Source organism: Xanthomonas sp. LMG 8993 (assembly GCF_009835065.2).
GTDB lineage: Bacteria > Pseudomonadota > Gammaproteobacteria > Xanthomonadales > Xanthomonadaceae > Xanthomonas > Xanthomonas arboricola.
Map to the genome: position 1 here is coordinate 197,715 of NZ_QVIF02000002.1, position 14,957 is coordinate 212,671.

The 14,957-nt window shown below is 67.1% G+C and carries 14 protein-coding genes; 5 read left to right on the forward strand and 9 right to left on the reverse strand.

Annotation, left to right across the window (positions count from 1 at the left end; all coding sequences use genetic code 11):
* Window positions 1-13: 13 nt before the first annotated feature.
* The 9 genes from DYQ94_RS04065 to DYQ94_RS04105 form a co-directional block, all read right to left on the reverse strand.
* Window positions 14-571, reverse strand: coding sequence for a flavin reductase family protein (locus tag DYQ94_RS04065; RefSeq protein WP_102255951.1), 558 nt, complete (start codon window positions 569-571; stop codon window positions 14-16).
* Between the two features lie 46 nt (window positions 572-617).
* Window positions 618-1,232, reverse strand: a complete 615-nt coding sequence (modC, locus tag DYQ94_RS04070) for a molybdenum ABC transporter ATP-binding protein (protein WP_016902262.1) — start codon at window positions 1,230-1,232, stop codon at window positions 618-620.
* On the reverse strand, window positions 1,232-1,918 hold the full coding sequence (gene modB, locus DYQ94_RS04075; protein WP_179465302.1) for a molybdate ABC transporter permease subunit: 687 nt from the start codon (window positions 1,916-1,918) through the stop codon (window positions 1,232-1,234). Before modB ends, modC begins: the two co-directional genes overlap by 1 nt.
* Window positions 1,919-1,933: 15 nt before the next feature.
* Window positions 1,934-2,710 (reverse strand): molybdate ABC transporter substrate-binding protein, encoded by a 777-nt coding sequence (gene modA, locus DYQ94_RS04080; RefSeq protein ID WP_160954818.1) that lies wholly within the window; start codon window positions 2,708-2,710, stop codon window positions 1,934-1,936.
* A 75-nt stretch (window positions 2,711-2,785) separates the two neighbouring features.
* Window positions 2,786-3,610: an MBL fold metallo-hydrolase gene (locus DYQ94_RS04085; RefSeq protein ID WP_160954819.1), complete on the reverse strand. Its 825-nt coding sequence runs from the start codon at window positions 3,608-3,610 to the stop codon at window positions 2,786-2,788.
* A gap of 13 nt (window positions 3,611-3,623) precedes the next feature.
* Window positions 3,624-4,439, reverse strand: a complete 816-nt coding sequence (locus DYQ94_RS04090) for a S1/P1 nuclease (protein ID WP_160954820.1) — start codon at window positions 4,437-4,439, stop codon at window positions 3,624-3,626.
* An 89-nt stretch (window positions 4,440-4,528) separates the two neighbouring features.
* The gene (locus DYQ94_RS04095) at window positions 4,529-5,143 is read right to left on the reverse strand and encodes an OmpW/AlkL family protein (RefSeq protein WP_160954821.1); all 615 of its coding nucleotides are present in this window, start codon (window positions 5,141-5,143) and stop codon (window positions 4,529-4,531) included.
* Between the two features lie 119 nt (window positions 5,144-5,262).
* Entirely contained in the window at window positions 5,263-5,886 is a 624-nt protein-coding gene (locus DYQ94_RS04100) for an OmpW/AlkL family protein (RefSeq protein ID WP_160954822.1), read from the reverse strand.
* Between the two features lie 287 nt (window positions 5,887-6,173).
* The gene (locus DYQ94_RS04105; protein ID WP_160954823.1) at window positions 6,174-6,686 is read right to left on the reverse strand and encodes an SgcJ/EcaC family oxidoreductase; all 513 of its coding nucleotides are present in this window, start codon (window positions 6,684-6,686) and stop codon (window positions 6,174-6,176) included.
* Window positions 6,687-7,175: 489 nt separating this feature from the next.
* Between DYQ94_RS04105 and gap the strand changes: the two genes are divergently transcribed.
* The 5 genes from gap (at window position 7,176) to DYQ94_RS04130 (ending at window position 14,869) form a co-directional block, all read left to right on the forward strand.
* Complete coding sequence (gene gap, locus DYQ94_RS04110; protein WP_016902270.1) at window positions 7,176-8,177, forward strand: type I glyceraldehyde-3-phosphate dehydrogenase; 1,002 nt, start codon at window positions 7,176-7,178, stop codon at window positions 8,175-8,177.
* 426 nt (window positions 8,178-8,603) lie between these two features.
* Window positions 8,604-11,372 (forward strand): DUF2339 domain-containing protein, encoded by a 2,769-nt coding sequence (locus DYQ94_RS04115; protein WP_425519425.1) that lies wholly within the window; start codon window positions 8,604-8,606, stop codon window positions 11,370-11,372.
* Window positions 11,369-12,727 carry a DUF3999 domain-containing protein gene (locus DYQ94_RS04120; protein ID WP_184429079.1) on the forward strand — a complete coding sequence of 453 codons (1,359 nt, stop codon included), beginning with the start codon at window positions 11,369-11,371 and terminating at the stop codon, window positions 12,725-12,727. The genes DYQ94_RS04115 and DYQ94_RS04120 overlap by 4 nt, the downstream gene beginning before the upstream one ends.
* 322 nt (window positions 12,728-13,049) lie before the next feature.
* On the forward strand, window positions 13,050-14,225 hold the full coding sequence (locus DYQ94_RS04125) for a phosphoglycerate kinase (protein WP_047127138.1): 1,176 nt from the start codon (window positions 13,050-13,052) through the stop codon (window positions 14,223-14,225).
* Entirely contained in the window at window positions 14,222-14,869 is a 648-nt protein-coding gene (locus tag DYQ94_RS04130; protein ID WP_054592162.1) for an HAD family hydrolase, read from the forward strand. The genes DYQ94_RS04125 and DYQ94_RS04130 overlap by 4 nt, the downstream gene beginning before the upstream one ends.
* Window positions 14,870-14,957: the final 88 nt, after the last annotated feature.

Genomic DNA, 14,957 nt, shown 5'->3' on the forward strand with positions numbered 1-14,957 from the left:
CGCATCGCTGCGATCAGAGCATGTCGGGGGCGAACAGGCGCCGCCGCGAGACTTCGTCGCCGGACAGCATGAAGCGGCCATCGCCGCGGTAGTGCACCGTCCTGGGAAGCGCGGGCCGCTTGGCCACCTGCGCGCTCACCACCTCCCAGACAAAGAGCGCGTGGCGGTTGATCTGCCGGCCGTCGTGCAGGCGGCATTCGAAACTGGCGTAGCACTCGGCGATGGCCGGCGCTGCGACCCGTTGGCCGGGCACGGCGGTCAGCCCGAAGTGGTCGAACTTGTCGATCTGTGCACCGCTGCTGTTGCCGATGCCGATCACGGTGTCGAGCAGCTCGGCTGTCGGCAGGTTGATCACGCATTGCCTGCTGCGCCGGACCAGTTCGAAACTGTGGTTACCGGGGGCGATGCAGCACGCGATCAGCGAGGGCGAAAACTCCAGCACCATATGCCAGCCCATGGTCATGATGTCGCGCTGGCCCTTGTGGGCCGAGCTCACCAGCACCACCGGCCCCGGTTCCAGGAAGCGGCGCGCCTGCTCCACCGGGAATGCGTGCTTTCGATACTGTTTCATGGACACGCCAGCTGGTTGAATGCGGTGATCACCGGTGCCGATGCGCTCATTCCAGCACATGCACGCTATCGGCGATGCGCTGCACTTCGTCGGGATTGTGGCTGACATACAGCATCGGCAGGCGGATCTCGTCGCGCACGCGTTGCAGGTAGGGAATCAGTTCTTCGCGGCGCGCCTGATCCAGTGCCGACAAAGGCTCGTCGAACAACAGGATCGCCGGCTGCGACAACAAGGCGCGGCCGATCGCCACGCGCTGCGCTTCGCCTCCGGACAGATTGCGCGGCCGGCGTTGCAGCAACGGCCCAATCCCCAACAGCGCCACCACATCGTCGAAACCGAATGGCGCCGTGCCACGCGCATGCCGGCCGTAACGCAGATTGCGGCGCACATCCAGATGCGGGAACAGCCGCGCATCCTGGAACACATAGCCGATCCTGCGCTTGTGCGTGGGCAGGTTGATGCCTTGCCGGGCGTCATACAGGCAGCGCCCGTCGATGCGGATATGCCCGGCCTGTGGCTGCACCAGCCCGGCGATGGCATTGAGCACCGTTGTCTTGCCCGCACCGGAAGGGCCGACCAGGGCCACCACCCGCGCCTGGTCCTGGATGTGGAGATGCCGCTGGAAATTGCCGCGCTGCAGCTGCAGGTCGATATCGAGCATCAGCCGTCCTCGCGCGGATGCGGCCTGCGCACCAGCCACTCGGACAGCAGCAGCGCCGCCAGCGAGATCGCCAACGCAACGCCGGCCAGCCGCCACACGCCCGATTCCATACCCGGCACCTGCATCAGCCCGTAGATGGCCGACGACAAGGTCTGGGTTTCGCCAGGAATATTGGACACGAAGGTGATGGTCGCGCCGAATTCGCCCAAGGCCTTGGCGAATGCCAGCACCATGCCGGCGACCAGGCCCGGCCAGGCCAGCGGCAAGGTAATGCTGAAGAACACCCGCCACGGGCCCGCACCGAGCGTGGCGGCGGCTGCTTCCAGGCGGCGATCGGTCGCTTCGATGGACAGGCGGATCGCGCGCACCATCAACGGAAATCCCATCACCGCGCATGCCAGCGCCGCGCCGGTCCAGCGGAACGCGAACTGGATACCGAGATGTTCCAGCAACCAGCTGCCGACCGGCCCCTGCGTGCCCAGCACCACCAGCAGCGCGTAGCCGGTCACCACCGGCGGCATCACCAGCGGCAGATGCAGCAGGGCGTCCAGCAGCGCCTTGCCCGGAAAGCGCCGCCGCGCCAGCAGCCAGCCGCAGGCGATGCCCGGCGGCAGGCTGGCGACGGCCGCAACGATGGCGACCTTGAGACTCAGGCCGATCGCGGTCAGCTCCTGTGGGGTGAACATCGACAACGGCGCGCCTCAATCCTGCAACGAAAAACCACGGCGAACGAAGATCGCCCTGGCCGGCTTGCTGCCCAGCCATTGCACGAACGCGGCCGTGCCGGCATTGCTGCTGTTCTTCAACGCAGCCACCGGATACACGATGGCGTCGTGGCTATCGGCGGGGAAGGTCGCAACCACGCGGACCTTGGGTTCGGCGCGCGCATCCGAGCCGTACACGATGCCCAGCGGCGCTTCGCCGCGCGAGACCAGCATCAATGCGGCGCGCACGCTTTCCGACTCGGCCAGGCGATTGCTTACTCCATCCCACTGACCGAGTTTGCGCAGCGCTGCGGCGGCATACTTGCCGGCCGGCACGCTGTTGGTCTGGCCAAGCGCCAACCGACCGCTGTCACCGAGCGCCTTGGCAATCGCGCCGGGCTGGCGCGGATCCACGCGCAGCTTGCTGGTGGCCGGGGCGATCAACACCAGGGTATTGCCGAGCAGGTTGTGACGCTGCGCCGGCACGACCAGGCCGCGTTGCTGCAGATAGTCCATCCATTCCAGGTCGGCCGAAAAGAACACGTCTGCCGGTGCGCCTTGCTCGATCTGGCGCGCCAGTGCAGAGCTGGCGGCGTAGGAAACGCGCACCGGCGTGCCGGTCGCCTTTTCGTAAGCGGCCGCGGCCTCGTCCATGGATTCCTTCAGGCTTGCTGCAGCAAACACCGTCACCGGCGCCGTTTGCGCAGTGGCCAGGACGGGCAGGGCAAGCATCAGCACGCAGAACACGCGCTGCCAGAAACCGATCGTGCGCATGGGAAGCTCCAGCAAGGTCAGGCAGCGATCATAGCGGCTGCGCGTCATGCGCCGCGTGGTGGCTACGTTGACCTATCAGTCAACCACGCCGTCGCAGCGGCCGGCCTGCAGATTGGTCTGCAATGCCGGCCGGATCAGCCTGGGCTCGGGCAGCGTGGCATCGCGGGCCTGGCGCTGCGCCACGAATGCCTCGATCTCCACGCCGTCGCGCACGTGGATATTGCTGCGCCGCTGCTCGCCGATGCTGGTCTGGTACGCCACCTCACGGCCGCCCGGGCCGTAGTCGTGGCAGACGAACACGCGTGTGTCTTCCGGCAGCGCGTACATGCGCTGGATCGAGGCGAACAGTTGCCGTGCATCGCCGCCGGGGAAATCGCAGCGTGCGGTGCCGGCGTCCGGCATGAACAACGAATCGCCGGGGAACAGCGCATCGCCGATCAGGTACGCGATGCTGTCGCTGGTATGCCCGGGCACCGCGATGACACGTACCTGCAGCGTGCCGAGCTCGAAGCGCTCGTCATCGGCGAACAGGTGATCGAACTGCGAGCCGTCGGCACGGAAGTCGTCCGGTAACGCACAACGTGGCGCAAGCGTCTGCTGCACATCGCGGATACCGTCACCGATGCCGATGCGTGCCTGCGGCCAGTGCTGCTTCAGCCACTGCGCGGCAGACAGGTGATCGGCATGCGCATGGGTTTCCAGCAACCACTGCACCTGCCAGCAGTGGTGGGCGACGGCATCGACGATGGCTTGCGCGGCGCGCGTGCCGACCTTGCCGGTGTCGGCCGCATAGTCCAGCGCCGGATCGATCACCGCTGCCGCCCCGGTCGCCGCGTCGGCGACCACATAGGTGAAGGTGTTGCTGTCGGCGTGAAAGAACGCAAGCACCTCGGGCTGCATCGGCGTCTCCATCTCAGGGCGCGGCCAGCGCCGCATTGAGCACGGCGGCCAGTCGGTCGCCGGCCTCGCGCAATTGGGTCTCGGCAAGCGGACGATAGGTCGCGATGTAGTCGTCCGGTAAGACGTGCTTGCTCGGATAGATGCCGGGCGTGACCGCGATCTTGCAGGAGGCCTGCGCCCATGCCGCAGCCGGCGGTGGCAACACCGGCGATGTCGCAGCGGTCGCCGGCAACGCCAGCAGGCGTTGCAGATACGCATCGTCATCAAGATGGCGGTCGTTGAGCATGCCGCTGTCCCACAGCGCATGCAGGTTGCTGCCCTTGCCGGCGACCTGCAGCTGGAATTCATTGCCGCCCTTGTCGTGCGCGTAGCCGGCATGCATCGGCTGATGGATGTCGCCGACAAAATGCACCACGAACTTCAGGGCCTGCCGGCGCACGTCCAGCGGCTGGCTGCGGTCGGCAAGCAGCGCGGTCTGCCGGTCGAGCGCGGCAATCACGCAGTTGCCGTCCGGGCAGTCGCGCGGCGGCGCATACGTGCAGTCATGCTCGCCAAGATTGACGTAGTGCCAGGGCCCGGAGCGCTTGCCCAGCTCCGGGTCGTGCTCGCGCAGCTCGTCGGCCCAGCTGGCGACACCGGCCAATGTCGGGTTGGCTTCGCCCTTGAGCAATTGCGCCACCTGCGCTTGCGCCTGCGGGCTCAGTTCGGTCTCGGCAATGCGCGCCACCAGGCGGTGGCCTTGCGGCCCCCAGGCGAAGGCGCTGATGGGCTGGAGGGCCGCGACCACGGTTGCGGCAAGAAGGAGGATGCGAGGAGAGAAGGTCTTCATCCGGCAATTGTACGCATCGGTCCGGGACGGTTTGATGGCCGTCCCCGGGCGAAGCACAGCCACGGCTCAGCGTGGCGTCTGCGGCATGCTCAGAAGTACACCAGGTACGACACGCCATAGGTCAGCGGATCGATCCGCGCCTTGCCCAGCCGGCTGCCATTGAAGTCGACGTTGCTGCGCGAATTCGTCCAGCGCGCATCCACCCGCAGGCCGCTGCGATCGTTGAAGATGAAGTCCACACCGACATGCGCGGTGGCGCCCACCGAGTCGTCGAAGCTCAGGTCGCCATTGCCGAAGGCGTCATCGACGTCCTCACCGACAAACGTGGTGTAGTTGATGCCGACACCCACGAACGGCGACACCGTGCCGTAGCCATTGATGTGGTACTGCAACAGCACACTCGGCGGCACCGACCAGTAGCTGCCCACCTTGCCGACACCCTCGAGCTCCAGATCGTGCTTGCCCGAGACCGCGGCATGCACCTCGATGCCGAGGTTGTTGCGCAGGAAGTATTCGTAGGTGAACGACAGCGCCGGGGCGCCCTTGATCTCGGCACGCGTGCCACCGAAGCTGCCGCTGTCGGACTTGGGCGAGACATAGCCGGCGCCGTAGCCCGTGGTCCAGTGACCGGCCGATTGTGCAAGGGCGGGCGCGGCCGAGGCGGTCAGTGCGATGGCGAGGGCGGTACGGATCAGCATGCTCATGGAATCCCCGGATAGGTCGGACAGGCGGTCGACGTGACCAACCTGTCCGCAACTCCGGCGGTGGATTCACGTCCCTGGACGCCAAGTGTGCCAGAGATGCATCGCGCACGCTGCCGGGCTCAGAAGCGGTGCACGTAGGCCACGCCGTAGACCAGCGGGTCGATGTTGACCGTGCCGATGCGGTTGCCGTCGAGGCGCGCTTCGGTGTCGATGTCGATCCAGCGCAGGTTCACCCGCAGCGCGCCGCGGTCGCTGAGCTTGTAGTCCACGCCCGCGTGCAGGGCCAGGCCCCAGGAATCGTCCAGTTCCAGCTCGCTGCCGGCCAGCGCGCCGCGCGTGTCGGTGCTGAAGAAACGGGTGTAGTTGATGCCCGCGCCAACGAACGGCGAGAGCCTGCCCTGGCTGTTGAAGTGGTACTGCAGCGAGATCACCGGCGGCAGATGCTTGGTGCTGCCGACACGCCCCAGGCCACGGAGCGCGATGTCGTGCTCGAACGGCAGCGCAGCCAGTATTTCGATGCCCAGGTTGTCGGCGATGAAGTATTCGGCGGTGAAGGTCGGCTTGATGTCCTTGCCGACGTCCGCCTCGAGCGTGCCGCCGACCAGGCGGCCGTTATCGGACTTGGGAGCGACCTGGTGGGCACCGACGGCAACGGTCCAGTCGCCTTTGGATTGAGCCAGTGCGGGGACGCTGGCGAAGCCGGCGGCCAGGCCGGCGAGCAGAAGGGTAGAGCGCATGCGCATGGAAACTCTCGTTGTGTGCAGGGGATGGGAGAAGTCTTGATGGTTTGCCCGCTGGATGCCTTGATCCTGATCAATCCATCCACGCAACGACGCTTTGGGTCATGCGCGGATGCGAGCAGGCACCGGCAGCGACAGCAGCGATCTGCGCCATGCCGGTGATCGCACCGGCGCATCGCGTCCGGTCTGCAACGCGATGCGCCTGGCGCAGGCGGCGGCGGGGGAGGAACGCCGCCGCCTGCGTGCGCGGTGGAGCAGGCAGCGAGCAGGTGGCTGCAGCGCTCGCGCACTTACTTGACCTTGGCGAGCGTGGGCGCATTCACTTCCGGCATCGCCGAGCTGTGGTGGTTGATGATCAGCCACTTGTCGTCGCGCTTTTCATACACGAAGGTGTAGCGCGCCTGCACCTTGCTCTTCTTGCCGTCCTTGTCGGTCAGCGTGAAGGTGTAGACACCGGCATCCACCGCGCTGTCGTCATCGAGCACGCGCACGGTGCGGTAGTTGACGACGCCTTGCGGCTTCTTGGTCAGGAACATCTCGAAGTACTTTTCGATCTGCGCACGCGAGGCGCGCACTTCGTTGGAGACGGTCGGCAGCAACACGCCGTCCGGCGCGTACAGGTCGGCCACCTTGTGCGGGTTACCGGTGGCCAGCGCCGCGTTCCAGGTATCGAACAGCGCAGCGACTTCGCGCGCTTCGCCATCGGCGGGCAGCGCGGCCTTTTCGGTGTAGTGCATCACGCCGCCAGCCAGCGCCGGGGTGGCGGCCAGGGCCAGAACCAGAGAGAGAAGGGTGCGACGCATGGGGAATCTCCGTTGTGATGGATGGGTGCCTCAGCAGGCAGGGCCAGTATCGAAATCCACGGAGCGCCGAAATTCCGCTGTTCGGCATATGCCTCGATACGCCTTTCAGCGTATCGATATAAAACTTAAGTAATTGAATTGGAATGGATATATCGAAAAATCAGGCGTATTTCCGATTGCCGCGTCCGTGCCGCTCCTGAGATCGTCGCGGGCCCTCAAGTCAGGCAGGCGTCAGCCCCACCGCATCGCTCCGGCAGCACCGATGCTCATCACAGTGTCAATTGACGGCACCCACACAGCGTGCCCACCTTTCGATTCCCGATTCCCGATTCCCGATTCCCCAATCCCCACCACGCATGCACCACGGCACAACGTCCTAGCGCCACATGCCGCAGCACTGGCCGCAGCACGGCTGCGCGAGTGCGACGCTGCTAGAATGGCGGTCCCTTTCCATCCGCCGCGCCATCGCGGCCGCAGGAGCTAGTGAACATGGCAATCAAGGTTGGCATTAACGGATTCGGTCGCATCGGCCGCAACGTGCTGCGCTCTGCGGTGCAGAACTTCGCCAATGACATCGAGATCGTGGCCATCAATGACCTGCTCGAGCCCGATTACCTCGCCTACATGCTGCAGTACGACTCGGTGCATGGCCGCTTCAAGGCCGATGTATCGGTCGACGGCAACACGCTGATCGTCAACGGCAACAAGATCCGCCTGACCCAGGAACGCGACCCGGCCAACCTCAAGTGGGATGCAGTCGGCGCCGACGTGGTGATCGAGTCCACCGGCCTGTTCCTGACCAAGGAAACCGCGCAGAAGCATCTCGACGCGGGCGCCAAGAAGGTGATCCTGTCGGCACCGTCCAAGGACGACACGCCGATGTTCGTGTTCGGCGTCAACGACAAGACCTACAAGGGCGAAGCGATCGTCTCCAACGCCTCGTGCACCACCAACTGCCTGGCGCCGTTGGCCAAGGTGATCAACGACAAGTGGGGCATCAAGCGCGGCCTGATGACCACCGTGCACGCGGCCACGGCGACGCAGAAGACCGTGGACGGCCCGTCGAACAAGGATTGGCGCGGTGGGCGCGGCATCCTGGAGAACATCATCCCGTCCTCCACCGGTGCCGCCAAGGCCGTGGGTGTGGTGATCCCCGAGCTCAACAAGAAGCTGACCGGCATGAGCTTCCGCGTGCCGACCTCGGACGTGTCGGTGGTCGACCTCACCGTCGAACTGGAAAAGCCGGCCACCTACGCCGAGATCTGTGCCGAAGTGAAGGCGCAGAGCGAAGGCGCCTTGAAGGGCGTGCTGGGTTACACCGAAGACAAGGTCGTGGCCACCGACTTCCGCGGCGAAACCTGCACCTCGGTGTTCGACGCCGACGCCGGCATCGCGCTGGACTCGACCTTCGTCAAGCTGGTGTCCTGGTACGACAACGAGTGGGGCTATTCCAACAAGTGCCTGGAAATGGTGCGGGTTGTCGCGAAGTAAACCTCGCGCCGCTCGGTCGAAGAAAAGAACCCCGGCTGGTCCGGGGTTTTTTTTTATGCGTGCTGTAGCGCCTTGAAGCGTGCCGCCGGGCAGGAATGGATAGAGTGGGGCCGTGCATCCTCTGCGCGATCACGCGACGTGGCGTATGTGTTGCGCGCGATCGGTCGATGACCAGACGATCCGGGGGCGTTGCTGCTGGCGGGGGTGCCGGCTGACGACTTGGTCATGCGCGTCGGTAGGCGGTGTCCTCGGATCAGCCACTCCAGGAGTGGCCAACAAAAACGGCTGCGTGTCCGCCTGGCGCCTTCACCCACCCGACGACCACTCGCTACGTCTGTTATGCCTGCGACTTTCGTCGGCGCGCCGAGTAGCATGATGGCGCTAGCGTCGGCCGGATGCCGACTCAGGGGTTGTGCGTTGGAAACGATGATTGTGACGGTGGTGCTGTTGCTGCTTGCGGTGCCGGTAGGGCTGGTGATCGCCCTGGTGTGGATCGCCGGGCTGCGGCGGCGCGTGGATGCGCTGGAACAGCGGTTTGCGCAATGGCAGGCCAGCGGCGCAGCAGGTGCGGACGCGGCGGCGGTGCACAGGTCAGCGCCAACGCCATCGCCTGCCGGGGCGTGGGAGCCGCAAGAGGCGTCCGACGTCGGCATGCCTGCGTATGGCGAGCCTGAGCTGCCTCTCGCAGCAGATCTGCAAGCCGCGCCGGCGCCGTCGCCGACTGCACCACTGCCAGTGCCGCCAGCATTGCCGGCAGAAGCTTCCGCATCGTCTGCGGCGCGCAGCGCAGTGCAAGCGCCGCCCCTGACCGCTGCGCCTGCCGAGTTCGAGCAGCCAGCGCACGTGCCCTCCGGGCCGGGCCCGCTGGCGCGCGTGGCTGGCGCAGCGAAGCGCTGGTTCACCGAGGGCAATGTGCCGGTCAAGGTCGGCATGCTGGTGCTGCTGGCCGGCGTGGCGTCGCTGTTGAAGTACGCCAGCGACCAGGGCTGGATGCGCATGCCGATCGAGCTGCGGCTGGCCGGCATCAGTGTGCTGGCGCTGGTTGGCCTGGTCTTCGGCTGGAAGCAACGGCTGCAGCGGCCGGGCTTTGCGCTGGCGTTGCAGGGCGGCGCCATCGGCGGCTTGCTGCTGACGGTATTCGCCGCGTTCAAGCTGTACGGGCTGCTCGGCGCGGGTCTTGCGATGGGCATCAGCGTGGTGCTGATTGCCGGCATGTGCGTGCTGGCGGTGGTGCAGGATTCGCGCACGCTGGCGGTGCTGGGCGTGCTGGCCGGCTTTCTCGCGCCGATCTGGCTGTCCACCGGCAGCGGCAATCATGTCGCGTTGTTTTCGTACTACGCGGTGCTCAACGCCGGCATCGTGGCAATCGCCTGGACGCGTCCGTGGCGGGTGCTGAACCTGCTCGGATTCGCCTTCACCTTCGGCATCGGCACGCTGTGGGGTGCGCTGCAATACGCCCCGGCGAAATTCGCCACGACCGAGCCGTTCCTGCTGTTGTTCTTCGCCATGTATGTGGCGATTCCGGTACTGCACGCGCGGCGTGGCGATGGCAGCGCGGGCAAGCTCATCGACGGCAGCCTGTTGTTCGGCACCCCGCTGGTGGCCTTCGCATTGCAGGCGCGCCTGCTGGATGGCGATCGCCTGCCGTTGGCGCTGTGTGCGCTGGCGGTGGCGGCGCTGTACGCCGGCCTGGCCAGCTGGTTGCTGCGACGTGCCTCCACGCGCCTGCTGGGCCAGGCGCACGCGATGCTGGCGGTCGGTTTTGCGACCCTGGCGGTGCCGCTGGCATTGTCGGCGCGCGCCACTGCCAGCGTCTTCGCGCTCGAAGGCGCCGGCTTGCTGTGGCTGGGACTGCGGCAGCAGCGTCGCATCCCGCAGTTCAGCGGGGTGGCGTTGCAGTTGCTGGCGGCGGTCGGGGTCGCCTTCGGTGTGGATGCGTGGCGCCACGACACAGTGGCCGTTGCCAACGCTACCTGCATGAGTACCTTGCTGCTTGCATTGGCCGGCTGGGCCAGTGCCTGGTTCCTACGCGATGCAGGGCAGCCGCGCCGCGCGCTGGTGGCGTATCTGTGGGGGCTGGGCTGGTGGGCGCTGTGCGGTGTGCACGAGATCTTGCGCTTTGCCGGCGATCTGCGCAGCGAGCCGGATCTGCTGCTGGGCTTTGTCGCGCTCAGCGTGTGGCTGGCAGCCGAGGTGCATCGGCGTCGCCCGGCAACGGCGCTGGTGTGGACGGCGATGTTCGGGCTGGCGCTGGCCGCGCCGTTGGCGCTGTGGCAGAGCCATGCGCATACGCAACCGTTCGCACATTGGGGGGCGCTGGCCTGGCTGGCGTTCGCCGTGGCCGGCACGCGCGCGCTGTGGTGCCTGCGCAGGCAGCACGGCGCCGGCGCGGTGGCCGCACAGTTCGTCTGGTGGCTGCTGTGGCCGCTGGTGGTGTCGTTGGGCGTGGCCTGGCTGGCCGATACGTTCGTGCTGGCAAATGGCTGGCGTTGCGCCTTGCTGGCCGCGCCCTGGCTGATCGTGGCGGCAGTGGGGCTGTTGCGCTGGCCATGGCTGGCGTGGCCGCAGGGTGCCGGTTTCGATCGGGCACGCAATGCCTTGCTGGGCTGTGTGTTCGCGGTGCTGGGCATCGGTTGGTTGATCGTGCTGCTGGACCCGGTGAGCGCGGCGCCATTGCCATGGCTGCCCGTGCTCAATCCGGCCGAGCTGGCGCAACTGGCGGTGCTGGCCTTGCTGGCGCGTTGGGCCTGGTCTGCGCAGTCGCCGTTGGCCGTGCAACGGTGGCGGGTGACTGCGCTGGGCGTGTCGGGCTGGGCCTTGATCACCGGCAGCACCTTGCACAGCGTGCATCACTGGGGTGGCGTGGCGTGGGATGCCGGGTTGATCGGCGCGACCCTGTCGCAGACCAGCCTGACCATCGTGTGGAGCGTGCTGGGCGTGCTGGGCTGGGTGATCGGCTCGCGGCGCGGTCAGCGTGGACTGTGGCTGGGTGGTGCGCTGTTGATGGGTCTGGTGCTGGCCAAGCTGGTGCTGGTCGACCGCCAGCATCTGGGCAATCTGCTCGGCATCGGCTCGTTCATGGCCTATGGCCTGTTGTGCACCGTGGTGGGCTATCTGGCACCGGCACCGCCGCGCCAGCCGGTGGCCGAAGAGCAGGCTGGCGGAGACGATGGCGTGGACAAGGATCAGGCATGAAATCGAGGCAATGGGGATGGCTGCTGTTGGTGCCGCTGCTGGCGCAGGCAGCCGATGTGCGCCAGGACTATCGTCAACAGTGGCCGCTGCAGGTAACCGGCGCGGACGCCGGCATGTATCAGCTACGTTTGAATGCGGCGATCTATCGCAGCGCCCATGACCCGGGGCTGCGCGATGTCACCGTGATCGATGCGCGTGGCGAGGAGATGCCGGCCGCGCTCTTGCCGGTGGATGCCGCGCCGGCTGCCGCGCCGCGTCGGCAACGCCTGCCCTTGTTCGCGCTGCCGGCCGGTGCGGCGCCTGCCAACGGCGATCTGCAGCTGATCGCCGAACGCGATGCCAGTGGCGCGGTGCGTCGGCTGGAAGGCCGTTTCGCCACCGGCACCGCTGCCGTTGCAGGCGCCGGTGACAGCTGGCTGATCGATGCCAGCGCGTTGCGCGATCGTCCGCGCGCGCTGTGGCTGGACTGGGACGGCAACATGCCGGTGCAGGCCCGGCTGCGCGTGGAAGGCAGCGACGATCTGCGCGACTGGCACCTGCTCGCTGCAGATGCCACCGTGATGGCGCTGGACAACCAGGCGCAGCGTCTGCAGCAGCGCCGCATCGCGTTGGACGCGGGCGCGCGCTATCTGCGCATCGTGCCGGTGTCCGGCGAGTTGCCGGCCTTGCGCGTGGTCGATGCGGAACTGGACGGCGTCTCGACGCCGCCGCAATCGCAGTGGCTGGAATTGCCGGGCACCGCGCAGGACAAGGCAGTGGTGTATGCCCTGCCTGGGCGCTTTCCGATCACCCAGGTCGATGTCAGCGGCGGTCAGGCCGAGGCGGTCGAATGGACCGTGGCAAGCCGCGATGCCGATGACGCGCCATGGCTGCAACGTGCCGGGCCGTGGTTGGCGTATCGCCTGGGTACTGGCACCGCCGCCGCGTCGCCACCGCAACAGCTGTCAGCGCCTGTGCGCGACCGTCAGTGGCGATTGCTCGCCGCACAAGGACGCAGCACCGCGCTGCCGACGCTGCGCGTGGGCTACCAGCCGGAGCGGATGATGTTCCTCGCCCAGGGGCAGCCGCCGTATGCGGTGGTCGCCGGCAGCGCGCGGCAGCAACGTGGCGATGCGCCGCTGGCCTCGATGCTGCAGGCACTGCGCCGCGAACGCGGAGCGCAATGGCAACCGGCGCAGGCCAACATCGCCGCGCAGGCACAGCCGCTGGCCGGTGATGCCGCGCTGCAGCCGGCCGCCACACCGCGCGACTGGAAGCGCTGGTTGCTATGGGCGCTGCTGGTCGGCGGCGCCTTGCTGGTCGGTGGTTTTGCAGTGAGTCTGCTGCGCAACTCGGCGACCGATCGCAGCCCCTGACGACCCGCGCATCGCACCGCGGTTTGCCGCTGCGGCGCGAAGGTCCGACAATGGGCATCCCCCGTCGCCAAGGCAGCCGCATTGCCCGTCGTCTTCGACCGAGCATCCCCCGCAACGCCAGCCGTATGGGCAGCGACATGCGCGGCAGGCAAGCTGCAATCTCCGCGACCTGCACGCGGGCGCAACGCCAGCGTGCAACGGCTGCCCCAAGCCATCCATCCGCTCAGCGCCCAGGCATCGGCGCGACGTGTAGCAGCTGCTTCTTCGATTCCCCAATCCCGATTCTCGATTCCCCAATCCCCAGACCTAGCGAGCTGACCCCATGTCCATCGTCCGCATGACCGACCTCGATCTCTCCGGCAAGCGCGTGCTGATCCGCCAGGATCTCAACGTGCCGATCGACAACGGCCAGATCACCTCCGAGCAGCGCATCACCGCGTCGGTGCCCACCATCAAGCTGGCGCTGGAAAAGGGCGCCGCAGTGATGGTCACCTCGCACCTGGGCCGGCCCAAGGAAGGCAGCTGGAGCGAAGAAGATTCGCTGGCGCCGGTGGCCGCGCGCCTGACTGCGCTGCTGGGCGTGGACGTGCCGCTGGTGCGCGACTGGGTCGACGGCGTGGACGTCGCGCCGGGCCAGGTGGTGCTGCTGGAGAACTGCCGCATGAATGTCGGCGAGGGCAAGGACGACGAGGCGCTGGCACGCAAGTACGCGGCGCTGTGCGATGTGTTCGTCATGGACGCCTTCGGCACCGCGCATCGCGCGCAGGCCTCCACGCATGGGGTGATTCGCTTTGCGCCAGTGGCTGCCGGTGGTCCGCTGTTGATGGCCGAACTCGATGCGCTGGCCAAGGCGCTGGATAATCCGGCCAAGCCGCTGCTGGCGATCGTGGCCGGCAGCAAGGTGTCCACCAAGCTGGAGCTGTTGTCCAACCTGGTCAACAAGGTCGACCAGCTGATCGTCGGCGGCGGCATCGCCAACACCTTCATTGCCGCAGCCGGGCATGGCGTCGGCAAGTCCCTGAGCGAGCCGGATCTGATTCCCACCGCCAATCAGATCGTCGCCGATGCGAAGCTGCGCGGTGCGGAGATTCCGTTGCCCACCGATGTGGTCGTTGCCAAGCAGTTCCTGCCCGATGCCGAAGCGACGGTGAAGGCGCTCGACGCCGTGGAGGCCGACGACCTGATTCTGGACATCGGCCCGCAGACCGCCGCGCGCTACGCCGAGCTGATCGCCAGCGCCGGCACCGTGGTGTGGAACGGGCCGGTCGGCGTATTCGAGTTCGAGCCCTTCAGTCATGGCACCGAGACGCTGGCGCGTGCGATCGCCAGCTCCAAGGCGTTCTCGATCGCCGGTGGCGGCGACACCCTGGCGGCCGTGGACAAGTACGACATCGCCAAGGACGTCACCTACATCTCCACCGGCGGCGGCGCCTTCCTGGAATTCCTGGAAGGCAAGACCTTGCCGGCGGTGGCGGCGCTCGAGGCACGCGGCAAGTGAGTGCAGCCACGCTGTTCTTCGATCTGGACGGCACCCTGGTCGATTCGGAGCCGGGCATTGTCGCCAGCATCGTGCACGCCTTCGACGCGGTGGGCCAGCCGCGTCCGTCGCCGCAGACCCTGCGCGCGTGGATCGGCCCGCCGCTGCGCGACAGCTTCACCGACTGCTTTCCCGACGATCCGGAGCTGGTGCAGCGCGCACTGGCGGCGTATCGCGGGCGTTACGACGCGGTCGGCTGGACCGAACTGAGCGTGTTCGACGGTATCGGTGAGGTCGTCGTCGACCTGCACCGCGCCGGCCATCGCCTGGCGGTGGTGACCTCCAAGAACGAGCGTTACGCGCGCCGCATCGTCGAGCATCTGCCGTTCGGGGCCTGCTTCGAGAACGTGATCGGGGCCAGCGAAGACGGCGAACGCCGCTTCAAGCCGGACCTGATCGCCGAAGCGCTGCGGCGGCTGGACATCGCCAAGACCGGTTGCGTGATGATCGGCGACCGTCGGATGGACATCGATGGCGCCAACCACCACGGCATCCACAGCATCGGCGTGTTGTGGGGATTCGGCGACGAAGCCGAGCTGCGTGCCGCCGGTGCCGGCGCGATCGCGCACACGCCTGCCGGGTTGCGCGCCTTGATCCAGTCGTAGGAGTGATAAACAGAGCAGCTGCGCGCATCGCCAGGCGAGCGCAGCCGGCGCTCGTCGTTGGGTGGCAGCACGCGGATGCGGCGAGGGT